Source organism: Vibrio sp. 10N.261.46.E11 (assembly GCF_041472735.1).
Lineage (GTDB): Bacteria > Pseudomonadota > Gammaproteobacteria > Enterobacterales > Vibrionaceae > Vibrio.
Genome location: NZ_JBFRQW010000002.1, coordinates 25,209 through 49,752 on the forward strand (window position 1 = coordinate 25,209; position 24,544 = coordinate 49,752).

17 protein-coding genes and 1 pseudogene are annotated in these 24,544 nt (G+C 42.5%); 13 read left to right on the plus strand and 5 right to left on the minus strand.

Annotation, left to right across the window (positions count from 1 at the left end):
- Positions 1 to 293: 293 nt before the first annotated feature.
- Positions 294 to 2,273, minus strand: coding sequence for a replication initiator protein RctB domain-containing protein (locus AB4407_RS00560; protein WP_372117565.1), 1,980 nt, complete (start codon positions 2,271 to 2,273; stop codon positions 294 to 296).
- A gap of 1,250 nt (positions 2,274 to 3,523) precedes the next feature.
- Here AB4407_RS00560 and AB4407_RS00565 point away from each other — a divergent pair.
- From AB4407_RS00565 to AB4407_RS00610, 10 genes and pseudogenes are all read left to right on the plus strand, one after another.
- Positions 3,524 to 4,741, plus strand: coding sequence for a ParA family protein (locus AB4407_RS00565; RefSeq protein ID WP_372117568.1), 1,218 nt, complete (start codon positions 3,524 to 3,526; stop codon positions 4,739 to 4,741).
- Positions 4,742 to 4,746: 5 nt separating this feature from the next.
- Entirely contained in the window at positions 4,747 to 5,721 is a 975-nt protein-coding gene (locus AB4407_RS00570; protein ID WP_372117570.1) for a ParB/RepB/Spo0J family partition protein, read from the plus strand.
- A gap of 93 nt (positions 5,722 to 5,814) precedes the next feature.
- The gene (locus tag AB4407_RS00575; RefSeq protein ID WP_372117573.1) at positions 5,815 to 7,947 is read left to right on the plus strand and encodes a tRNA(Met) cytidine acetyltransferase TmcA; all 2,133 of its coding nucleotides are present in this window, start codon (positions 5,815 to 5,817) and stop codon (positions 7,945 to 7,947) included.
- Positions 7,948 to 8,473: 526 nt separating this feature from the next.
- Entirely contained in the window at positions 8,474 to 10,144 is a 1,671-nt protein-coding gene (locus AB4407_RS00580; RefSeq protein WP_372117575.1) for a FapA family protein, read from the plus strand.
- Positions 10,145 to 10,819: 675 nt separating this feature from the next.
- Positions 10,820 to 11,395 carry a porin family protein gene (locus AB4407_RS00585; RefSeq protein ID WP_372117577.1) on the plus strand — a complete coding sequence of 192 codons (576 nt, stop codon included), beginning with the start codon at positions 10,820 to 10,822 and terminating at the stop codon, positions 11,393 to 11,395.
- Positions 11,396 to 11,627: 232 nt separating this feature from the next.
- Positions 11,628 to 13,250, plus strand: a complete 1,623-nt coding sequence (locus AB4407_RS00590; RefSeq protein ID WP_372117580.1) for a phosphoethanolamine transferase — start codon at positions 11,628 to 11,630, stop codon at positions 13,248 to 13,250.
- 327 nt (positions 13,251 to 13,577) lie between these two features.
- Entirely contained in the window at positions 13,578 to 14,513 is a 936-nt protein-coding gene (locus AB4407_RS00595) for a CorA family divalent cation transporter (RefSeq protein ID WP_372117582.1), read from the plus strand.
- Positions 14,513 to 15,052, plus strand: coding sequence for a mechanosensitive ion channel domain-containing protein (locus AB4407_RS00600; protein WP_372117586.1), 540 nt, complete (start codon positions 14,513 to 14,515; stop codon positions 15,050 to 15,052). The genes AB4407_RS00595 and AB4407_RS00600 overlap by 1 nt, the downstream gene beginning before the upstream one ends.
- Positions 15,045 to 15,134, plus strand: a pseudogene (locus AB4407_RS00605) (AraC family transcriptional regulator); the annotation flags it as partial. The gene AB4407_RS00600 and the pseudogene AB4407_RS00605, both read left to right, overlap by 8 nt.
- A gap of 133 nt (positions 15,135 to 15,267) precedes the next feature.
- Entirely contained in the window at positions 15,268 to 15,900 is a 633-nt protein-coding gene (locus AB4407_RS00610; protein WP_372117588.1) for an esterase/lipase family protein, read from the plus strand.
- Between the two features lie 150 nt (positions 15,901 to 16,050).
- Here AB4407_RS00610 and AB4407_RS00615 read toward each other — a convergent pair whose 3' ends face one another.
- On the minus strand, positions 16,051 to 17,025 hold the full coding sequence (locus AB4407_RS00615; RefSeq protein ID WP_372117591.1) for an arginine deiminase-related protein: 975 nt from the start codon (positions 17,023 to 17,025) through the stop codon (positions 16,051 to 16,053).
- A 566-nt stretch (positions 17,026 to 17,591) separates the two neighbouring features.
- On the opposite strand from AB4407_RS00615, the gene AB4407_RS00620 reads away from it, so the two are divergent.
- Both AB4407_RS00620 and AB4407_RS00625 read left to right on the plus strand, forming a co-directional pair.
- Positions 17,592 to 19,442: an ABC transporter ATP-binding protein gene (locus AB4407_RS00620; protein ID WP_372117594.1), complete on the plus strand. Its 1,851-nt coding sequence runs from the start codon at positions 17,592 to 17,594 to the stop codon at positions 19,440 to 19,442.
- A gap of 297 nt (positions 19,443 to 19,739) precedes the next feature.
- Complete coding sequence (locus AB4407_RS00625; RefSeq protein WP_372117597.1) at positions 19,740 to 20,444, plus strand: DUF445 domain-containing protein; 705 nt, start codon at positions 19,740 to 19,742, stop codon at positions 20,442 to 20,444.
- Between the two features lie 111 nt (positions 20,445 to 20,555).
- Here the strand turns inward: AB4407_RS00625 and AB4407_RS00630 are convergent, their stop codons facing one another.
- A complete protein-coding gene (locus AB4407_RS00630; protein ID WP_372117600.1) occupies positions 20,556 to 21,044 on the minus strand; it encodes an Lrp/AsnC family transcriptional regulator in 489 nt (162 codons plus the stop codon).
- A gap of 279 nt (positions 21,045 to 21,323) precedes the next feature.
- Here AB4407_RS00630 and AB4407_RS00635 point away from each other — a divergent pair, with 279 nt between their 5' ends.
- A complete protein-coding gene (locus AB4407_RS00635) occupies positions 21,324 to 21,494 on the plus strand; it encodes a hypothetical protein (RefSeq protein ID WP_372117603.1) in 171 nt (56 codons plus the stop codon).
- A gap of 661 nt (positions 21,495 to 22,155) precedes the next feature.
- Here the strand turns inward: AB4407_RS00635 and putP are convergent.
- Positions 22,156 to 23,646 (minus strand): sodium/proline symporter PutP, encoded by a 1,491-nt coding sequence (gene putP, locus AB4407_RS00640; protein WP_372118027.1) that lies wholly within the window; start codon positions 23,644 to 23,646, stop codon positions 22,156 to 22,158.
- A 187-nt stretch (positions 23,647 to 23,833) separates the two neighbouring features.
- On the minus strand, positions 23,834 to 24,538 hold the full coding sequence (locus tag AB4407_RS00645; RefSeq protein ID WP_372117605.1) for a 1-pyrroline-5-carboxylate dehydrogenase: 705 nt from the start codon (positions 24,536 to 24,538) through the stop codon (positions 23,834 to 23,836).
- Positions 24,539 to 24,544: the final 6 nt, after the last annotated feature.

Sequence of the window (24,544 nt, forward strand, 5' to 3'; positions counted from 1 at the left end):
TCAAAATCTGTAGAATTTAAATGGTAAGCTTTTGAATGTTAATGATTAGCCAAATTACAGGCAAAAAAAAGCGAGTCCCTTGGGGAACTCGCAAAAATCTATTCAGTATGATGTAACAAAATATGAGCCAATCTATTAATCATAAGAAAGGACAAAAGGTTGTCTATTCGGGATAAATAATAATCAACTGGATGCGTTACATTGTCATCACTTTGTCAGCGTTAGGTGCGATTATTATCAGCACCTAATGATGATTAAATGACCTATTCATAACAGTGAAAGCGGCGTAAAAACTAGTGGCCAATCGCCATTTCATCGAGCGCTAAGAACACGTTTTCGTCTAAATGACCTTCGTGAACTTGTTTACACACTTTACGACGCACAGCTAAGCCAGAGATCAAACGCTCAATAGACAAGTGTCGATTACTGGTGCTGTCACGGTCGTTGTACAGCTCAATCAAGCGACTCAGTGTTTCGTATGGGATAACGTCCTCCCCTACTCTCAACCAATCAAGCTTCTCAATGAGCTCTGAGCACTCTTCTTTGATTGAGGCATGTGAATGCCCGGTCATAGCAGATAAAGCCGTTATACTGCGTTCTAGAGCCTCTGCAGAGGTATATTTAGAGAGCGTTATCATGATCTCGTCAGCATTGATCTCAACAGAGTGCTTACGTTGCTTAACTCTACGCCCTAATTTACCTCTTGGCGACGGTGCCTTACGCTGAATGGGTTCAAACTCACCATCGATAATCTCAGACAGCTCTTCCAGCTTCTGCTTAGATACCATCTCGTTACGAAGTGGGTTTGGCAGCGTTGGCGCCATGTTACGTTTACCAGCGTTGGTCGTGCGTGCTCGTGAGTAACGTAAGACTTCTTCCACATTACATTTGATATCAACCTGATAATCAGTCGTTTTGCCTTTTTCGATCAACGCGGTGATCGTCAAGTGATAACCCCAAAGATTAACCAGGAAAGTATCTTCTTGCTCCCCTACCTCACCTAGTTTTCTGAGCTCGCGGATCAGATCCATCGAAAAACGACGCCAATCAATGTTACGAGCTAACTTCTGGTTGAGCTCGCTGAGCAGCATACAATCTGAATGGCGACGTGCCATACGGCTTCTAAAGTACGAATACATTTGGAAAACCAAGGTATGTTGCTTCAGGATTTCTGGCGGAAATAGGAAGAAATAATCACGAGTGAGCAGCTCTTCGTAGAACGACGGTTCCCAAACAAGGATATACAGGTTCGGTTTAATGCGAATTTCGCCGTCAGAGCCTTCTGTAGGCGCTTCTTCCGATGCGGTAATGGTTCTAGCTAGGAATCGGAAACGATCACTCTTAAAGCCTTCTGGCATATTCTCGCTAAGCCAACGGCCTGTGAGCTCATGCAATTGGAAGTCAGTAAATTCGATACGATCAATACTATCGCGAATCGAATCACGTGCCGGTCCGCTATCTTTCTTGCCACGCAAAGACAAAATATCCGTTATGTAAAGTGGTGTTTTGTTCGGTGTGTGTTTCGCGTCTAGATGGTAATCATCTTGGTGATGATCATGATACTGAACAGTAAGCGTGAATAACGCGAATAGCGTCATCAGATCATCAACCGTCATAATGTTTTTTGAAGATCGTGTTTCGATCACCGCTCGAGTTCCCGAGATCGAAACCATCGATTTCTGGTAGCTCTTACGTGTTCTAGGTGGCGCTAACGCTTGATCAATAATACCAGCCCAATTGGTTGGTGAGACAATGAATTGATCCGCTTCATCTTTCATCGTTGGTGGAGTATTAAGACCGTGTTCATTCAATAAACGTTTGTTTACTTTGGTTTGAGCGAGGGCTTTAGAACGCTTTTGCTTTTCGTTTTGTTTCACGCTTTCTGTCATTAAGCTAGTCGCACCCAGTACCGATATCAATTGGTTTGGGTTCACGAAGCGATGCAGCATAGTTTTACCAGCAAGACCTTCTTCAAAGCGAACCGGAATTTGTCTGAAAAGACCTATACTTACCGCAGCTCTTAATCTTTGCTGTAAGGCTGCACGAGTAACTTGGCCATCGGTGGATTCAATAATCTCGGTAGTTGAAACGTAACCGTCTTTGCTGCTAAACCCACGAAGTGAAATTAGGTTAAGAAGTTCAACGATGCTTTTGGTGACACCTTTGAAGTGTTGATATTGTTCTATCCATTCAACGGCTGTTTCAGATACCTCAAATAAATGACCATCTTTGTGGCTTCGTGCCTTAATTAACAATTTCTCTTCTGGTTTCATTTTTGATCCGTATCACACTAACCGTAATTTCACTATAGTTCCTGAATGATAAAGAAAGAATGATCATAAATAAAGAGAATTTATTGGCTTTTAAATAACTGATCTTTCTGATTAATATGATCTTAAATGATTAAGTGATCTAATGATCCGGACGATCATTAGCTTTTAAGTTGCTGAATTTAAAGTGTTTAAAAAAAACCGTTTGGAAAGCATGATCATAAAGATAGCGAAAGGATGATCATAAAAGATAAGAAAGCATGATCACAGAACATCAGAACTATGATCATTAAGTCATTGTAAGCATGATCATTATTGGTTCGAAAGCATGATCATTGTACTTATACAGCTTATCCACAGTCCAGAATTGATCGACGAGTTTTAAATCATCAATGTGGATATTTCCGTTAGGTATTCTTTCGGAACAATGATCAAGTAATGGGGCTTTTATAGCGTTCCTCTCCTTTTATGTTTAAAAATCGGTCGAGATTGGTCACACAGTCAGTGGTTGGGCACTTTTAGCTCGCAACATAATAAATCTGGAAGCATGATCATGAAATTGTCATGTTTCTGCATTTCCATTCCGTGTCGATTGAATTTCCAACCAATCAGGCCTTATAGAGCTTGGATCCCCATTGCAAAAGCATTTGTCCGTAAGTTAGCCCTAAATTTATATGCTTCCGGAACGATTTTTACTTGATCATTTTTCCGGAGTTTGATCATTTGTAATGTGCAGTTGCTCGGATCAATATTGCTAAGTTTGCGCCTTGATCATGCTTCATAATTTGGTGTTATTAATTCTCTTACATTAGATGTGTTCCATGATCATTCTTCCGCTCAGGTTAGAATCCTTTGTTGTTTTTTTGCCTCTCCTCTTCTCTTATGTTTTGAATTTTTTGTCCATTGAGCGTTTTTTAAATTTTATTGAATTGAAAATCTATAATTTCGAATGCAAATCACACGAACCGTAATCTATGCTTGTGTTTCAATCGTTCCGAAGATTTTTAGTTGTAATTACATTTACATTGTAAATAAGTGATGCTGTAACATTTTAAATGTAAGGTACAAATAGCATGATTATGCATGATAAAAATGATGACTTTTAGTATTACTTTGATGTGGTGTTTCATCAAATTGTAAAAACACTGTCTATTTTATGTGATTTTGCTCATAAATGAATGTTCATGTTTTTGTTGTATTTTCTATTAATCGCTGTACAATTTGTGCTTAGTTAATCATTACGGAAACTGGCAATGAAAAGAGAACAAACGATTGATAAGCTCTATCAGCTAGCCGAACAAACTCAACAAGTTCAGGCTGACCGAATTGAGATTATTTTGGAAGAGCGAAGTGATGAACATTTCCCTCCAATGTCTAAAGCTATGATGGAGACTCGTTCTGGTTTAACGCGTCGTAAACTCGATGAAGCGATCACTAAACTTGAAGCTGATGGCCATCAGTTTACAAAGAACAACGCCAATCACTACTCGATTTCATTGACAGAAGCTCATATGTTGATGGACGCGGCAGAAGTGCCAAAGTTCCATCAACGTAAACAGCATGCTGACAACAAACCATGGATTATCAATGTACAAAACCAAAAGGGTGGTACGGGGAAATCGATGACGGCAGTTCACTTGGCTGCTTGTTTGTCTCTGAATTTAGATAAGCGTTACCGTATCTGTCTGATTGACTTGGATCCACAAGGCTCTTTACGTCTGTTCTTGAACCCACAAATTAGTGGTGCAGAGCACGACAGTATTTATTCTGCAGTCGACATCATGTTGGATAATGTGCCAGAAGATCAGGATGTTGACCTAGAATTCTTACGTAAGAACGTGCTGTTGCCAACTCAGTATCCAAACTTGAAGACTATTTCTGCGTTCCCAGAAGATGCGATGTTTAACGCTGAAGCATGGCAAAGCCTGTCTAGAGACCAATCACTTGATATCGTTCGTCTTTTGAAAGAAAAGCTTATCGACAAAATCGCCGATGATTTTGATGTGATAATGATTGATACTGGGCCACACGTTGACCCGTTAGTGTGGAATGCAATGTACGCGTCGAACGCACTTTTAATTCCATGTGCAGCCAAACGTTTGGATTGGGCTTCAACGGTTAACTTCTTCCAGCATTTGCCAACAGTTTATGAGATGTTCCCGGACGATTGGAAAGGGCTTGAGTTTGTTCGTCTAATGCCAACCATGTTTGAAGACGACAACAAAAAACAGGTATCTGTTCTGACTGAGATGAACTACCTGTTGAATGACCAAGTTATGATGGCCACGATTCCAAGAAGTCGAGCCTTTGAAACTTGTGCCGATACTTACAGCACGGTTTTCGACCTCACGGTCAGCGACTTTGAGGGTGGTAAGAAAACTCTGGCTGTCGCTCAAGACGCAGTACAAAAAAGTGCTCTAGAATTAGAGCGTGTATTACATAGCAACTGGCCTTCACTTAATCAGGGATAACAAGAATGGCAATTAAAACATCTGACTTAAATGCAAAGCTATTTGGTAAAGCAAACAAACGTCGCGTAGCTACGCCACAAGAAGCTCAAACAGCGGCAAAAGAACAAGCTCAAGTGATCGAGCTTTCTGTTGCGGGCGAAGACTTAGTTTCATTTGAATTAGTTCGAATTCCTGCGGCTGATGTAGCAACACGAACGGTTGTTTTCGAAGAGAATGCGCGTGAGCAATCTTTCTTAAATGAGCACGCGCTTTCCGACGTACTGACTACGCTTAAAGAGCGCGGTCAGCAATACCCGGCGGTTGGTCGTAAGAACAAAGACGGCAAGATTGAAGTTCTTGATGGTAGCCGTCGTCGTATGTCATGTATTTTGGCTGATAAAGAGTTCCTAATCTATGTCGCTGAAAACATTAATGGTGAGCACGCTAAGTTTTTATCCGATGTCGCTAACGCTCATAAACCACTTTCTCTCTATGAGAAGGGTAAAGAGATGCAAGCAAAGCTTGATAAAGGCGAAGCTGAAGACCAAAAAGCACTCGCGAAAATGTTCCAGTGCAGTGAAGCTTTGGTGAGTGGAGCGTTGAAAGCGGCCGCTCTGCCGCTTGAATTATTACAAGCTTACCCAAATGTGAGCGACCTTGGCCGTCCGACAATTGTTAAGCTACACAAACAATTCAGCGGTCTTACGAGTGAGCAGCAACAAACATTACTGACCAAGTGTGATGCTTCTGAAGGTTTTGTGTGGCAGCGCAGCGAAGCTCAAGGTGTAACTCGTTTAACCAAAGACGTTACAGAGACTTTAGAAGGTTGGGTTCTTGAATTAGCACCAGCACCCGTGAAGAAAGCTTCTCCAAAAGTTGAACTTATTAAAGGTCGAGCATCATATAGCCGTAAGGGTTCAAACTTGGCGCTGAATCTTAAGAAAGTTGATGATGCAACAATGCAAGAAATCCTCGCATTTGTTCAATCTAAGCTCGACTAAGTCGACGACTTTTCATTGCTCCTCTAAAGCCGCTTTATGCGGCTTTTTATTTGGCTGTGATAAACTGTGTCTAGATGAATCTGGACGCTAACTATGACAAACCCAACCAATACTTTTCTGCATACACTTTCTAAAATTGCCCAACATAATGGTCACCGTTACGGTGTGGCCTTTGATGGTGACTTTGATTGGCAAAACTCTGCTGTTTTCACCTTCCTTCAAAATTCGTACACTCCGAGCATCTTCCAGATTGGCGGTACTCCATTTGAAGGTGTGATTCATGCTCCAGTCAAAAAAGGCCAACAATTGCTTGGTCGTGAGTGCCAAGTTCTTGTTTGTGATTTTAGAGAGCAGTTTGATGCGAATGGTTTTAGCGCCGCACTAGGTTCGTTAGTCGGCGGCGGGCTGATGCTTGTGTTGCCACCAAAAGTTGATGACTCCGAAGATAGCGAGAGCTTTGGCCAACGTTGGTTAAGGGGGTATTTCGATAAGCTCATTTCTATTTCACAATGCAATGAAGCTGACGATATTGTTCAAGCGACTCACGCACTTCCTCTGAAGAAAAATTTTGAAAATGGTTTGGACAAATTTGAACAGCAAAATCTGGCTGTTGAGTTAGTTAAAAAAGTGGTGTCTGGTCATCGTAAGCGTCCTTTGATCATCACTGCGGATAGAGGGCGCGGTAAAAGCTCGACATTGGGTATTGCAGCCGCACAACTTTTGGTTGAGCGTGTTGGGTTAAATATCATTGTGACTGCGCCTTCAGCAAAGGCCATTGAGCCGGTTTTTTTCCATGCGGGTCAGCGACTCAAATCCAACGAAATGATTAACGCTACTCACATTCGCTATCAAGGCGGAAGTTTAAGGTTCATCGCTCCAGATGAATTACTTAAATCTAAGCCTGATTGCGATTTGTTATTGGTTGATGAAGCGGCTGCCATTCCAATTCCAATGCTTAAATCTATGGTCGGTAGTTATCATCGCATGGTTTTTTCAACTACGGTACACGGTTACGAGGGCAGTGGACGTGGTTTTGGTATCAAGTTTGAATCTTGGCTTTCAGAGCATCGTCCGGGGTGGAAAGGGTTTAAGCTTGACCAACCGATTCGTTGGAATAAAAACGATCTGCTAGAGGCTTGGTTGTTTGATTGCTTTCTACTTGGTAATAACGCATCACTAAGTGACTCCGCGGTTAATGAATTAAATGGCTTTTCTGCTGATGTAATTAACCAATTAAATCTGGTCGAGTTATCAAAAGCAGAATGCTTGACTAACCCTGGTCAGCTACAGCAATGTTTTTCTCTGCTTGTGGATGCCCATTATCAGACGTCACCAAACGATTTAATGCAGTTCTTAAATAACCCCGCAATCCACTTATATGCAGCTTGGCATCAAAATGAATGTGTAGGCTGTATGTTGGTAACTGAAGAAGGCGGGTTGGATAGCGATCTGATTGCTCAGATTCAAGTTGGAAAACGAAGACCTCAAGGTCACCTTGCTCCAGTATTACTCGCAAACCAATTGGGTTGTACACAAGCGGCGACCAGTCGTTGCCTTCGAGTTATGCGTATTGCCGTTTCAAGACGTTATCAAGGTTCAGGGATTGGTCGCTGGATGTTAGGTCAGTTGTCTCAGCAAACCAATCAAGCGGATTATCTTGCGACGAGCTTTGGCGCGACCAGTGAGTTGATATCTTTCTGGCGTGGTTGTGAATTTAACGCTTTGCATATTGGCCACCAGCGCGATCAAGCAAGTGGCTGTCACTCGGTATTGATGGTTAAGCCACTTAACGAACAGACTCAGAACTGGACCTACAATCTGATAAGTCATTTTGAGCGTAGTTTCTGTTTCCTCGCTTCTGGTTCTCTGGCTTCTCTCGAAGTTGATATGGTGCGCGTATTATTGCCAAGGCAAGCGGAATCTATGGCTGAGTCTGAAATCCAACTCCTCAGGAATTATGTCGATGGTGGTAATAGTTATGACAGCATTGGTTTTAGTCTCCTTAATTTGATTCTCCAAAGTAATGGTCATCAAGCTCACATAGCTGAATCTGACGCTGTAACCGATACAGGTTTCGTTGTTTCAGACTTACTTATCGCGAAAGTCGTACAGCAGAAAGAGTGGGGGACTTGTGTCGAGCTGTTTAATCTAATCGGCCGAAAACAAGCTGAGCTACAGTTTAGAAAGGATGTCGGTGCTCTACTATCAAATTTACACTGTAAATAGGTAGGCTAACGGTTGTCACTAAATTTGGAACTACAGAGCATATGTTGAACTGTTAATTAGATTTACAGTGTAAATTTGAATGCTGGATTTACACTGTAAACTGAACCGCTGATTGTAGAAATCTAAGTAATTCTAATTAGCCAATCGTTATGTAGATTTTCCCTTTGTTGAGCATATCCACCATGACGCTCATTTTCGATCTCAATTCTATCAATCTAATTGTCGCTGTTGTTTGGAAGCTATGATTTCGGATTATCACATTCATTCAGAATCCTTTGGTGATGAGCTCCGTCGCTGTATTGCGATTTTATGCTCGCCCCCAATACTCATGGTTTGAAAAAATCGGGAAAGAATCTTTTTTGTAAAGGTGAAGTAGAGCTTAGAATGGGTCTGTCTTATTTATGAGTCTCCTTTGCAATAACGAAAGTAAGTGATGTGACCCTGATTATTCTACTGTAGTGATTCTAAGCTTAGAGCGAATTATATAGACTGCATAAAACAGCGTTATTAAGGGTATTCAATTCGAATGTGGGATCGCATCGTTACATTGTCGGAAGATAAGAAGCAAGTGATGGCATGTCTGCCTCCTGGGGTTGTGGTCGACGCAAGCTTTGACAATAAGACATTGCCAACAACCTTAGAAGCTTTAAACGCATCAAACTACTTTGTTTTCGAAGAAGAGGTACTGCGTTTTGTCACTCTAGCTAAAGAAGGCAAGGGAGAAGCTTATAAAGGAATATTGATCGCTGAAGTTCGCAATTCCAGTGTTACTGTTGAATTGTCAGATGATGAGATGCTCGCAAGCCTTGTTGTGACTGGAGCATATAATGGGCAGGCGCTACGTGGCAGTGACATCATTCATTGCTTGGCTCAAGCCCACATAACGAAAGGAATTAATAAGCTAGCACTTAGAAAAGTCTTGATGATGAGTAGCAAGCTTAAGCCCGGTGAAAAATTCACTCAACCCGTAGCTAAAGGTTCTCCGCCAGTAAAGGGTAAAGATGCTAAGTTTTCAGCATTGGTGGAAGACATCACTCACCAAGTATTGAAGCCTCGCAGTAAAGACGCCGGTAAGATTGACATGCGAGATCTCGGAGAAACCATTACCGTCGGTCAGAATGACCCGCTAATGAAACGTACTCCTGCCACCAAAGGTATTGCGGGCTTTACCGTCCAAGGTCGAATTATCCCACCTCTTCCGGGCCAAGACAGTTTGATTAAGCCAGGAAAAGGCACCCACATTTCCCCTGACGACCCTAATTTATTACTCTCTTCATCCTCTGGTCTGCCCATTATTAAAGAGCGAAGTATCGAAGTGGATGACGCCTTATGTGTTAGCAATGTCGATGTGTCTACCGGGCACGTTAAATTCAAAGGCAATGTGTTTGTCTCTGGAAATATAGAACCAGGAATGATCGTTAAAGCGACCGGAAGTATTACCGTTGGTGGTTTTATTGAATCTGCAGAAGTTCAGGCTCAGGGAGACATTAAGGTCGCCAAAGGAATTATTGGTCACACGACTAAAGAAGACGAGCCCAAAAGCTGTAAGGTACTTAGCAAAGGCTCTATCACCGCAAGCTATGCACAGAATACAGAACTTCAAGCTGCCAATGACATTCTACTCAATCTACATTGCATGAGTAATGACATTCGTTGTGGCAACAACCTCATAGTGATGGATACTTTTAAGAAGCATGGCACACTTAGTGGCGGTGAAGCTAAAGTCGGCGGTAAAGTGGAATGTCTTTTCTTAGGTGTTGAAGGGGATACAGCGACTAAGGTTCATGGTTTTGCACGCTACGATGGGTATCAAAAAAAGATAGCTCAATTGAAGGAAATTTATAAACACGCTCAAGAACAAACCATGGATGTCATCCGACAAGAACTTGAATTTAAGAAGCGACCAAAAGCTGAAAGAAGCGAAGAGAAAGCGTTGGAAATTGAACATCAACGAGAAAAAAACAATCAAGCGATAGAGAATACTAAATCGCAGTTGGAAACGCTCGAAGCTGAATTTGAGACAAACCTTGCTGAGTGCACAGTAGAGGCGCACGAGAAAGTGTACACCCGTGTATCAGTTTTGTTTGGTGATGAGATGGTGACAACGAAGCGGACGCATGGCGGCAGTGTTTTCTCGTTCAACCAATATGAGATTCAATGTTCTTTCAAAATGGAAAAAGAAGATCTTTCATTGTAATTGAACCTTTTTCATTAGGGGGGGAGGTGCTTTTTACTCAATCAAACCAATTCTAGCAGGGGGAGGGGATACCCTCAGGCTGGTAAATTAAGTATCAACTGCCCCGTACTGAAATGTACTTTAGGAGGCCTTATCGTTTAGCGATAAGGCCTCTTTTTTTTGCTCACGTGATAGCTTTATTTACGGTTAGACAGATCGATAACACGTCACTAAACTTACAAAAACACGGCATCATGCTGCTAGGGTTTCTGATTATAGAAATTCTACTCTCCGAAACGACTTATCCAAAAGCAGCACCTTGTTCCGAGGTTTATTCCTACACTATTTCTGAACACTTACTACGATGATTAGTACAACTTGGTTTTGATGCTGTCACTGCTTCGCCAGATATGACCCAATTCAAAACCCTCAAGGGCAGTTGTAAATAACGCGTCTCTCTATCTTAGGTGATAATTAAAAACATCGTTTTATTTAGCAAGTTTAACCTTTTGTCAATATGTGAAATTTATTTATAAAGAATATAACCAACAAATATTACCTTACCTCTTGATAAATCAAGGGCTACAGATAATTACGTTATCAATGAAAAAATAGGTTTCATTTGTGAGGGTTTTATAAATCACTCGTCAGCGATACCGTGATTTGCATTACGGGATGAGTAAGTAAGGTATTATCATGAAAAAATCAGTATTAGCACTTGGATTAATAGGTCTAGTTTCACTTCCAACTTTTGCAGCAGGTACAGACGGCGGAGCGTATGTAGGTGGTGGACTTAGTGTCTATCAAGATTCCGATACAGATGGTCACGGTAATTTAGATTCAGATGGTATGGGTTATAACCTATACGGTGGTTACCAATTCAACCGTATTGTTGGCGTAGAACTTGGCTACAACGATTATGCAGATTACAGAAATGGCGCAAAAGAACTTTCTCCAACCTCTATTTCTGTATCCGCAAACCTCGGTTATACGTTCGACAACACCATTCGCCCATTCGTATTAGCAGGTTTGAGTTCTGTTGACCTTAATGCAAATAGCGCTGCAGAATATGGCGATGATAGTGGTACGGGTTTCCACTTTGGTGTTGGCGTTGAATACACGCCAGTTGAACACTTAACACTTCGCCTGATCTCGCAAGCTGATGCGGTGAGTGTGGATGACTACTCTATTGGAAGTAACGGTGCGTTCAAAAGTGATGATCACACGTTGGCATTCAACAGTGTTAGCTTCGGCGGCTCATACAACTTCTAGTGCGTCCCTAGCGATCACATAGTAAGTAAATAAATCAAATTCACTTTGCTACTCTGCCCTGTGATCAGGCGGCACAGTAAAGTGAATTTTTGTATCTACACACCTTAGTGTCATTTCACTTTAGCCAGTTTATCGCTCAGCGTCGTCTATTTGAGCTTTATGCATTGATATTAGAGCTTTCTTGGTAGCGAGACTAAAATAAAGGGATAAGTGACGCAGGAAAACAAAAACTATGAACCTTCCAAGCTTAAACATGTCGATAAACAAGCTGCCTTTTGTGTTGGCTGTGTATTATCTGCTTGTCATCAACATCCCTCTCTCCCTAGAACTGTTTAGTATTGTTCAGGCATCAAAGTCTGAAAGTGTCGCGTTTCTTCTATCTATCCCGATCTTCTTCCTTGCTGCCTTCAATTTTATCTTCCAAGTTTTTAATTGGCCGATATTCTCCAAGCCGTTTTTTATTTTGTTGCTGATCACCTCGACACTCGTCAGTTACAGCATGTTCAATTACGGCATCTATGTAGACTACGGGATGATAGAAAACGTATTCGAGACCAATAGTGGTGAAGCAGCAAGCTATGTAAGTACCCACTCCATCTTATGGTTACTTGCGATGGGCGGTATTCCGTCGTTCACCCTCTTGTTCACCAAACTTGAAAAAGAGTCTTGGAAAGATTTCTTTGTCTGGAAGTCGATTGGGCTGCTCTCTTCTTTAATCGTCATCGCCATTATTGCCGGACTGTTTTACAAAGATTACGTATCAATTGGTCGTAATCATTCGCACATCAAAAAGATGATTATCCCGACCGAGTATGTGTCATCAACGGTCAAATACATCAATAACACCTACATAAAAGAGCCTATTTCTTATCAAGAGTTAGGGTTAGATGCGCAGCTAAAACCAGAAGCCAAACAAGCAGAAAAGCCAACGTTATTGGTGTTTGTTCTTGGTGAAACAGCACGTGTATACAACTACCAATATTATGGCTATGAGAGAGAAACCAACGCTCATACCAAGCCTTACAACCCGATATTTTTCTCTGATGTTCAGTCGTGCGGAACCGCCACCGCGGTTTCTGTGCCGTGTATGTTTTCGAACATGAATCGCAGCAACTACGATCGCGACAAGGCCTACAACCAAGATAACGTGGTCGACATTATGAACCGTGCGGGCATTCACTCTATCTGGAGGGAGCATGATGGTGGAGACAAGGCTGTCGCACACCGAATCAAAGAGATGACGCTCGTCGCCAAAGACAGCGACCCATTGTGTAATAACGACATATGCTACGACACTGCGATGCTAGAGAACTTTGAACAAGATACTCAAGAACTCAAGCAAGATAGCATCATTTTCTATCATATTTCGGGGTCTCACGGGCCTACGTACTTTGAACGTTACCCAGACGAACATAAGAAGTTTACGCCAGATTGCGCTCGTGCAGACATTGAAAACTGCACCAAAGAGCAAGTGGTCAACACCTACGACAACACGATTTTGTATACGGATTTCTTTCTCTCACAAGCGATGCAAAAGCTTGAGAAGCTGACCGACAAATACAATGTGGCGTTGATGTACGTGTCCGACCATGGCGAGTCACTAGGAGAAAATGGCGTCTACTTGCATGGCATGCCTTATTCATTGGCCCCGAAAGAGCAAACCCATGTGCCTATGATCCTATGGATGTCTCATGGTTTTGCTGCGCAGAAAGGGATAAGCGAGACCTGCTTAAGAAAGGCGGGGAAAGAGCAGAGCTTTTCTCACGATAACCTGTTCGACTCGCTGCTCGGCCTAATGGACGTGCAAACCAAAGAATACCGAGAGAGCCAAGATATCTTTGTTGCGTGTCGCTAGTGCTTTTGCTTATGTAAACCTTCGGAAAACTCGAGTTGCCTGAGCAAGCTCTCCTCAACTTCCCCTAAAAAGAAAAGACATCGATCTTTTCTTTTTTTCGTCGCTAACATGGAGCCAGAGTGCTAATTTATAACGACGAAACAATGAGCTACATTTAATAGCGACAATAATAGAAGAGTCCGTCGTGCTCCAAAGACCAACTCGTCTTATTAGACTTTATCTCACTCACATCGCTCATTGAACTTACCAAGATTAAGCTCAGTTCAATACGGCACCTGAATGGCGCCATAATATCAATGTTTACGTCATATCATTAAGGACAAATGAATGGACGCTTTCATAATTTCAAGCTGGCAATTTTCTGAGGGTGTGGCACATGAGCACACCACCAGCCCAGCCTCATTCGAGCAATCAACTTGGTATCACTGCCAAAGAGATGCTGACGGTTTGAGAGAATGGCTCCACAGTAATACGGTTCCAAATGCCATCATCGATTCATTACTCACCGATGACACCCGCCCTAGATTTGAGCAGTTTGGTCACGACTGTTTTTTGATGATTCTGCGAGGCATTAACCTGAACGAAGGTGCTAACCCTGACGACATGCTTAGCCTACGTATCTTATGGTACAAAGGCACTTTGATATCGACACGCAAAGTTCCTTCAAAAGCGGTCAGTAATCTGATATCTGATCTCAAACAAAACCAAGGCCCGACATCATTACCAGATGTCTTACTTGGAATGATCCGTGGAATTAACCATTATATATCAAGCTTCTTGACTCCCGTCGAACAACTGATTGATGAGCTAGAGTCTGAATCTCATATCGATATTAAGTCTATCAATGCTCTGCATTCAAGGTTACTTAGACTAAGGCGCTATTTGAAGCCACAGAAATACGTTTTTGAGGATTTAATGAGTGAATTGCCAGCTCCATTGGGTAAGCACAACAGTCATATAAAGAACAGCCTTGATACCATCCTGAGAATTAATGAGTCTGTTGAGTTTTACATCGAACAAATCAATGTATTTTTAGCGAGCCTAAGTCAGCAACAAGCTGAAAAAATGAATAGAAATACGTACCTATTTTCAATCATTGCGGGTATCTTCCTCCCTGCTGGGTTTTTCACCGGTTTACTGGGTGTCAATATTGCAGGAATACCCGGAACAGATAACCCAATAGCATTCCCACTATTTTGCGTTGGGCTGCTCGCTGTCATCGCGGCAGAGGTCATTATTTTGAAAAAATTGAGGTTTATTTAATGGTTGAGTTTTTGCAATCCAATATGTGGCTTAAACAAGTGGTTTTAGGTCTACTTCTTATCACTGTGTATTGGGTGATAAAACGCTTGGGAAAAAACTGGATAGAAACATTAGCGGAAAATAAGCGAGTCGAGTTGAAGCGAAAGCAGTTCGTGATTAAGTGTTTCAATATTGTTTTGCTTCTACTCTTCATCGCGGTGTTTACGATTGTTCTTAACTTAGGTTTTGGTGATATTTCGCTATTCTTATCATCCATATTTGCGGTGCTAGGTGTTGCATTATTCGCGCAATGGTCAATTCTAAGTAACCTTACAGCCAGTGTACTAATATTTTTCGTATTCCCTTATCGCATTGGCGACAGAGTAAGAGTCGCGGAGAAAGACGAAGACATCAGTGGTGTGATCATCGATATCACCATGTTCCACGTTATTCTTCGACACAGTTCGGGCAATATCATTACCTACCCTAATAACCTGATCCTACAAAAAGGCGTAATCAAGGTTTTGGTTGAACCTGAAGCTAAAAGTGAAGCTTCATAAGGTAACAGGCCTAACACCGAATACCTATGCCAAACAAGGCGGCTTAACCATAGATGTATATGGTGGAGTGAGATCAGAGTAACCACTCTTTATCTATAACGAGCACTCTGTCTATAACGCACACCTCTGTCTATTGTGTCCCATAAGCCGTAAGTTTTATTGAGTTTAAATTTGCGACTAAATATACTGGGGGCATCATCAGACGGAGGACAAAAATGAATAATAAAAACAAACATATAGTTTTAATTCATGGTCTATATATGCCTGCGTTGATCATGCAATATCTGGATAGAAACTTCAAAAAACGCGGCTTTACAACGCACAAGTTCGCCTACAACTCGCTGCGTTTCCCTTCTGCCGCTAAACGCCTCAACCGCTTCGTGAATGCACGCTTTGATGAGCACGATGAGGTCTATTTCTTTGGTCACTCACTCGGTGGTTTGCTGATTCGTCACTACTTTAAGTTTTACCAACCCAACTTTTCCGACACCTGCATCATTACCGCGGGGACTCCACACAATGGTGCGACTATCGCTAAAACGCTGTCGAATCATGGCCTCGGATTTATATTTGGTTCGAGCAAGATGATCTTAAGCGATGGCTTGGGTGATTATGATATTGATGTGCCGATTGGCGTGATTACGGGTACCTACGACGCCGGAGTAGGACGTATTGTATTGGGAAGAAATCCTGGGGATGGTACGGTGACGCTTGAAGACGCCAACCTGCGAGGCGCAACAGACACCTACGCCCTCAAGCTCAATCACACGGCGCTAGTGTATTCTAAGGAAGTGGTCGCACTCTCAACTCAGTTCATCGAGCACAGAGCCTTCAAGAACGCTTCATAGCTTTTGCGTTAGCTTTTGTGCGTTGACTCCTATAACGAGCTCTTGTTCTCTTATTTGTGATAGATAAAAACAAAAATACCACTCTGCGATGAGAGTGGTATTCAAAAATTCAATGCTGGGAGTGAGTGCTTGTTATACTTTCTATACTTGTTACAGACGATTCACTCGCGTTGGTAAAAACACCTCACCCAACATGCATCGCACCGAACCACCGCCGATGTCTTCGATCGTTTTCACATTAAACGGAAGTAACTTTCCATGCGTCGAAAGCTGAGCTAACTGAGCTGGAGAAAACGCATCATAAGCCGATTGAGACATCGCGATCACCTTGTCGCCATTCACAGTTTCAAGCTGAAGGATGTTGCCACAAAAACGATTCATCTGATCGATTGAGATAGAGATAACTTGCTTGTCTTTGGCAAGAGACTTCACAACAAAGCGGCGCTCAAACTCTGGAATCACTTCATCACAGATCACGCAGAAGTTATCACCAATCGCCATCATCACATTGGTATGGTAAATCGGTTGACCAGACGGTAATGCCGTTTGGAACGAGACCACGCGAGAATAGCCAATGCGCTTCGCGTAATCTTCCAATACTTCGCGGTCACAACGTTGTGAAAGCGCAGCATAAATGGTCTTGTTGATATGGTCGATCACCATCACGCCAGTGCTCTCTAGATAAGAACCTTGAGCAACGTACGACTCCATAGACTCACTGTGATTAACAATGCGACCAGACGCTTCCAACGCTTCAATAAGTGCATTCGGCTTAACTTCATTTTGACGGTTTTCACACGCCATAGGGAAAGTGAATAGGCTTCCATCACTACAAGTACTGAACCAGTTGTTTGGGAACACTGCGTCAGGGGTTTCAACACCCAGTTCCGGATAATCAAACTCTACAACTTGCACACCTTCTTTACGCAATGAAGCCACCATGGCCTTAAATTCAGCCATCGTTTCTAACTTTACCTCAGCTTCAGTCAGATCGACTCTGTGCTGAAACTCGTTATCACGGGCTGTTTCTTCGTTAAATTTAAATTCTTTTGGCGGCACCATAACAACGCAATTTGCGTTTTGAACATTAGTAATATGCAGTGATTTTTTGTGTAGGTTTAACATTTTAACCGTCCCTATCTTTTATTTACCTCAGAATTGTAAACAACTTGTTACGACAAAATTCACTGAAAATCACAACGATTTGAATATTTATCCCAAGTAATTACTGTAGATTTTAGATTAATCGGTAATTTTTACTGCAAGATAACAACGTATCAGAAAGAACCAACTGTATGCATATTCGTTATAGAATTTTCTGGATAAATATTCTCATTTCATTTTTCATCTCCACACGAGTTTTGATTACAATTTAATCCATTTAACGTTAGGATAATCATCGTTGCATAACCATCAATTACGTTTGAAATAAGCTTAACTTTTCCTGTCTAATTCAATCTAAAATTAGCTTCATTAAAGACACTCTTTGGAAGTGTTCTGTGTCGCTTAAACCAAGTACTTACTTAAGAACTAAACAAAAATCTATCGAATGGCTTAATACTTATAAGAACGCGTTGGCACTTATATAATTTCAAACTAAAACTGAAAAATTCAAATCAAGACTATAAAAACAAAGCTGCACATCACGATGCTCTAGCATCAAAGATGCAGTAGCTTATAAAGGGAAAACTATGTACAAGAAATTTGAAGGCTTTACTGAAGCCTTTCCAAAGGGAGAGCCGATACAACCTCCTACTGGAATACTGGCATTCTGCCGCCATTACACTCGTGGTTTTGAAAAACCGTTGATCTTGCTCGGATTGATGAGCATGACCATCGCGATCATCGAAGTTGCGCTGTTCGGTTACATGGGTCAACTGGTTGACTGGCTATCAACAAGCAACCCAGACACCTTCTTAGCAGACAACGAGTCGACACTGATGGGGCTCGGCGTTCTGCTGTTGGTCGTGATGCCAATCTTGATCAGTGTTTATTCGCTATTGCTTCACCAAACTTTGCTGGGCAACTACCCAATGTCGATTCGTTGGTTAGCGCACCGCTACCTTTTGAAGCAAAGCCTGTCCTTTTATCAAGATGACTTCGCCGGGCGTGTTGCCACCAAAGTGATGCAAACATCGCTCGCGGTACGTGAAACCGTGACCAAAATGGTCGATGTGTTTGTCTACGTAACGGTTTACTTCACAGCAATGCTGTTCATGCTCGCGGAATCGGATTGGCGCTTAATGGCTCCAATGTTGATTTGGTTGTTCATTTACGTCGGCATTCAACTGCACTTCGTGCCAAAGCTGAAAGACGTGTCTTCAGAACAGGCGGATGCACGCTCGTTGATGACGGGTCGCATTGTGGATAGCTACACCAATATCGCAACGGTCAAACTGTTCTCACACAGCAAAAGAGAAACCGATTACGCTGAAGAAGGGATGGAAGGCTTTCTAGACACAGTCCATCGCCAAATGCGCTTGGTTACTGGCTTCAACATCTGTGTTGAATTTGCTAACTACCTATTGGTGTTCAGCATTGCAAGTATCTCTATCTACCTGTGGCTAGATAATGCAATCACAGTCGGTGCGATTGCTATTGCAGTCAGCTTGGCTCTACGTATTAACGGTATGTCGAAATGGATCATGTGGGAAATCGGCGGTCTGTTTGAAAACCTAGGTACCGTGATTGATGGCATTAAAACGCTGTCTAAGCCCATCTCTATCGAAGACAAAAAAGATGCTGAACCATTGAAGGTTCCACAAGGCGGCATCAACTTCGACAACGTGAGCTTTAACTACGGCGAGAACAAGGGCGTGATCAACAACCTGAACCTCAACATTAAGCCGGGCGAAAAAGTCGGCTTGGTTGGCCGTTCAGGGGCAGGTAAATCGACATTAGTTAACTTGCTACTGCGCTTCCACGATGTAGAAAATGGTCGAATTTTGATTGATGGCCAAGAGATCTCATCGGTGACACAAGACTCACTGCGCAGCAATATCGGCATGGTGACTCAAGATACCTCACTGCTGCACCGATCGATCAAAGACAACATTCTTTACGGCCGTCCTGATGCATCAGATGAAGAAGTGTATGCCGCAACCAAACAGGCACACGCTCATGAGTTTATCGAAACCCTAACCGACCCGTTTGGCAACATTGGTTACGATGCTCAAGTGGGTGAAAGAGGCGTTAAGCTTTCTGGCGGTCAACGTCAGCGTGTGGCTATCTCACGTGTACTTCTGAAGAATGCGCCGCTGTTGGTTCTGGATGAAGCAACATCAGCACTTGATTCTGAGGTTGAAGCAGCGATTCAAGAGAGCTTGATTGAACTAATGGAAGGCAAAACGGTTATAGCGATTGCACACCGTCTATCGACCATTGCAGCAATGGACCGTTTGATCGTACTCGACCAAGGTAATATCGTCGAAGAAGGCACGCACCAAGAGTTGATTCACCAAAACGGTATCTACGCTCAATTGTGGAATCACCAAACAGGCGGGTTTATTGGTGATGATCTTGAACAGACAACGAGCGCTTAATTTATATTCCATTTTAAAAGTGCGGCGTAATTCACACCAAAATGTTAATTGGCGGTAAATTACACATGGCAGAATGTTATGTCGTAATCATATAATGACATTAACAGCAATGACGCTTCGCTTGCGCGTTCTGGAATAAGGCTAGACTTCGGGGGGAGGCTAGCCTTTTTTATGCCTGTTATTCTCTGCCCCTTTCTCATCTGTTTTCATTGGTTCTATAAACTTCATCGATCCTTTTGTTTTTTTCTTGGCGTTTTTTTCTTAAAATGCGCGCAGTATTCTTTTTAGAGATCAACCATGAACAAAAGTGTCTTAACTAATGTTATTGCGTTAGCACTGCTTGCTGGCGGCTATATGACAGCAAACCAATACTTGCTCTACGCAGGTTTATTCGCATTTTCTGGTGCCATCACCAACTGGCTTGCGATTCACATGTTGTTCGAGAAAGTTCCTGGCCTATACGGTTCTGGTGTTATTCCAGCACGCTTTGAAGAGTTCAAGGCAGCCATCAAGCAACTGATGATGGAACAGTTCTTTACTGAAAGTAACATCGACCGCTTCCTAAGCAGCGAGATGACTGGAAAGTCGCTCAATTTAGAACCCGTGATTAAGAAGATCGACTTTAACCCTGCATTCGATTCACTGGTACATGTTATTGAGAACTCACAGTTTGGTGGCATGTTGGCGATGGTTGGCGGCACAGAAGCCCTGCAGCCGATGAAAGCGCCATTTGTAGAGAAGATGCAAGAGTCTGTAATTGAAATCAGCAAGAGTGATTCGGTAAAAAATGCCATCAAGGATGAACTTGGATCACCTGCCATGATGGATGAAATTAAAGAGAACATTGAGGCGATCATCGATCAACGTTTGAATGAACTGACACCAAAACTTGTGAAAGAGATGGTTCAAGCCATGATCAAGAAGCACCTTGGCTGGCTTGTGGTTTGGGGCGGTGTATTCGGTGGTGTGATTGGCTTAATCTCTGCGGCCATTACGCTGTAAGGCGAACAAATTTATCGGATTACTCTTTCTCTAACGTCCCACCAAAAATGGAAGCTTATTGGCTTCCATTTTTTATATCTAAACAAACACGCTTGAAGTAAAGCCGGTGCCCTACTTTAAGGTTGCCAACAATTCAGGGTTAACACCAAAGCCCTTTTTATGCTCTTCAATCACGACCTCACTGCGTGTCTGAATTACCCCTGGCAGGGTACCCAACTTAGTTGCCATAAATGCTTGGTACGCCTTCATGTCTTTCACACGAACCTTGATCATGGTGTCGAAGTCCCCCGACAGCGAATAGCACTCTTCGACTTCAGGCATCGTTTCAACCGCTTGGGCAAATTTATCAAAAATGGAAAAGCTGGTTTGATCGAGACGAATATGGATAAACACTTGGACATCGAGCCCCAGCTTTTCTGAACAAAGCTCAGCATGGTAGCCCGTGATGTAGCCTACTTTTTCCAATCGCTTCAACCTATCAGAGCAAGGTGACGTCGTTAAGTTAACCTGTTTCGCTAGTTCAACAACGGGCAAGCGGCCTTTCATATGTAGAATTCTTAGTATCTCTTTATCGATACGATCGAGTTGATGCTGAGACATAACATTCCTTAAACATTCTAGATTGCGCTCAGTATATTCCATACTAAGAGCAATTGAAGAAAACCTCGCTCACACATTTAGAAAACTAAACAGACCATTCGCACTCACGTTAAATATAAAACCACGCAGAGTGATAACAACCCTTGTAAATCAAATTCCGGTTATTAACAAATTATTATAGAAATGACCCAATTAACAAATAAGTTGAGCTAGAAACGAAAGAAAGGATATAGGCCAAAGTGAATAATATAATTATCAAAGAGAAAGGATTACTCTATTATGAAAACGCAAGAACTCGCATATAAACCTTACGGAATTGGGTCATGGACACACGTAACGGTATCAAAAGATGTTGCCCAAGCACTCGCAAGTGAATACTCAAACTATGGCTGGGAAGTTAAGATTGATGGCAATGTCTTCGAAGCAGAACCTTCACTAAAAGCGGCATAGAAAACAAAAAAACCTCCATTAGGGAGGTTTTTAAATCTAAGTTAGTAAGTACTTACTAAAATCTAAGCCAGACCAACTTGGGGAACTGTAGTTCCTGTTTCACAACGACAGTTGCACGTTCGACAGAAGTGCTGAGTTTCCATGTCGTAGTACAGGTTTCCACTAAATAGCTTTGACGTCCATTGCATCATACGGCCAGAGGTTGTCTCAGGCTCAGATTCACAACGTTTCATTATAGACTTATGTAGTGTTGTTTTTTTACATCCTTTGCAATAGAGATCAGGCATACCTTTGTCCTATAGGTCTTTAGTGGTTACTGATAATTGACACATGATGTCCAATTCAGTGTAATAATTCACCGAGCTAATAACAAAAGTGAGCGCCAAGTTCAAAAAATAGCCATTTTATCGGTTGTTTTTTGACATCAAGCGCTATGAAAAGCCTTTCTCTTCTATTTATTTTCCTTCTATCATTTGGTTTCGATTTACATTGTAAACCTCATAACAGCCGTGCTTCTCCTGTATCCTACTGGTTTTTTATAAGACCAAGGTAGTACCCATATAAAAAAATAGAGCCACCGAAGTGACTCTATTGCTTTTATTTTACAATTTCTTTTTAGCTAATGTTCATTTGCTAATTCACATCTGTTTTACAATGTAAATTAGTCTAGCTCGACGAGGTTCTTCTCGAACTCAGCGTGTTGCTTTTTCACTTCGTGTTCCGGCTCGCCAGTGATTAGGCTTACAATAACGATAGAGATAGTCGATAGGATGATTCCCGGTACGATTTCGTATACATCGAACCAACCGCCCGTGAACTGTTTCCAAAGTACAATCGTAACACCACCAACCACGATACCCGCTAGAGCGCCGTTACGGTTCATACGAGACCAATATAGGCTTAATACGATTGCAGGACCGAATGCAGCACCAAAACCAGCCCATGCGTAAGATACAAGGCCAAGTACTGAGCTGTCTGGTGTCATCGCCAGAACAAGAGCAACAAGAGAAATTAGAACAACCGCGAAACGGCCGACACGAACAATCTCTTCTGACGTTGCGTCTTTCTTCAAAACTTGCTTATACAGATCTTCTGCCATTGCAGATGAAGAAACAAGAAGTTGTGAATCCGCAGTACTCATGATTGCCGCTAGAATGGCAGCAAGTAGGATACCGGCGATTACTGGGTGGAACATCGCGTTCACAAGAAGCATGAAGATCTTTTCGCCATCGTCTAGCTTAGGTGCGCCAGAGTTCGTCACATAGATTAGACCAACAAGACCGACTAGCATTGCACCAACCATAGACAGTGCAGTCCAAATCACGGCAATGCGACGTGCCGCTGTTAGGTCTTTATTACTGCGTGTTGCTTTGAAACGCGCAAGAATGTGTGGTTGACCGAAGTAACCCAAACCCCATGCCGCTAGTGAGATGATCGCAATAGCAGACAGTGGCTCACCCTTCGCATCATTCCATAGCGTTAGAAGCTCTGGGTTGATGTTGTGTAGGTCGCTAGAAAGCTGACCTAGGCCACCGTTCATTGCCGCGATGGGTACAATCAATAGCGCTGCAGACATCAGTAGACCTTGAACCAAGTCAGTCCAAGATACCGCAAGGAAACCACCAAACAGAGTGTACGAAACTACACAGACTGTACCGATAATTACCGCTGTTGTGTAATCAAGGCCGAATACCGTTTCAAACAATTTACCACCTGCTACCAAGCCTGAACTTGTGTAGAAAAGAAAGAATAAAAGGATAAAGAAAGCAGAAATTGTTTGGATCAGCTTAGAATTATCATTGAAACGACGAGATAGGAACTCAGGCAGCGTCAGTGATTCAGTTGTAATGCTGTAAGTACGTAGACGTTTTGCACTGATTAACCAGTTTGCCCAGGTACCAACAAGTAGGCCACCAGCAAGCCAAAATGCTTCAAAGCCAGCAGCGTAAGCGTAACCAGGCAGGCCAAGTAGCAACCAACCACTCATGTCTGATGCACCAGCAGAAAGTGCAGCAGGCCATGGGCCTAACGAACGACCACCTAGGAAGTAGTCTGTTGAGTTAGATGTACGTTTGTAAGCAATAACACCGATCGCTAGCATCATAATTAGATACGCAATGAACGTCGTCGTTATTGCAAAACTGTTTTCTATCATTTGATAGTCCTCATTTTGTAGAAAGCCTTCCATGCCTAATTCAATGCAAGACACTCACCGTAAAGGCAAGCGAGTGCATTGAGTTAGGTATTGAGGCTCCAATGCACTATGAATTAAATCCAAAGATGGATAAAACCCAACAATGGAAAAAACCAAAAGTACTTAGAGCCAATTTTACTGAAGGTTAGTGAGCTTCACTTCCAAGTTCGAGCAAGGTCGCGTTACCGCCCACGGCTGTTATATTTATAGTTCGCGTACGCTCGGTAATGAAGCGCAGCGATAGGTGTGGATCATTAGCGACATTCATGGTCGCCAGATCCGTTTCAGCGACTAAACCGACGATTGCACCGTCACGCTTAGCAAGCTGTAAATTAATAGCTTGTGCCGTTTGCGAGTTACCTACGTAACCCACGCTACGTACATCGCAAGACAACAACTGTTGAGCAGCGTCATACGAGGCAACTTGCACCAAGTTAGTTGGCAAGTTCGCCGACTTAGCTGCGTCTGCAACTAAGGTATTGAACTGCACGTCATCACTGCACAATTGAACGCTGTTACCTGCCAATAGCGCAGCAGTAATTAAAGCCATTGCAGTTTGCAGTGCTGGCACTTTCTCTTCGCAATCATCAACAATAACCAAAGCCACACCGCGACCAGCGGCATACAACTCATTGGTTTCGCCCGTAGGACCTGCCATTAGGTGATGTTCAGAAAGCAGCGCTGAGGCTTGCTCTAGATGATAAGTCGCCACCGATGCCAAAGGCTTTGATTGACTCTCGATCTCTGATTTGAATGAAAGTACCTGAGCACTCTTATGATCAAAGTCGGTAAGATTCCATTGTTCCCACGCTAAAAAAGCATCAGAAAAACCTGTCACTTGATGAACCATGATACT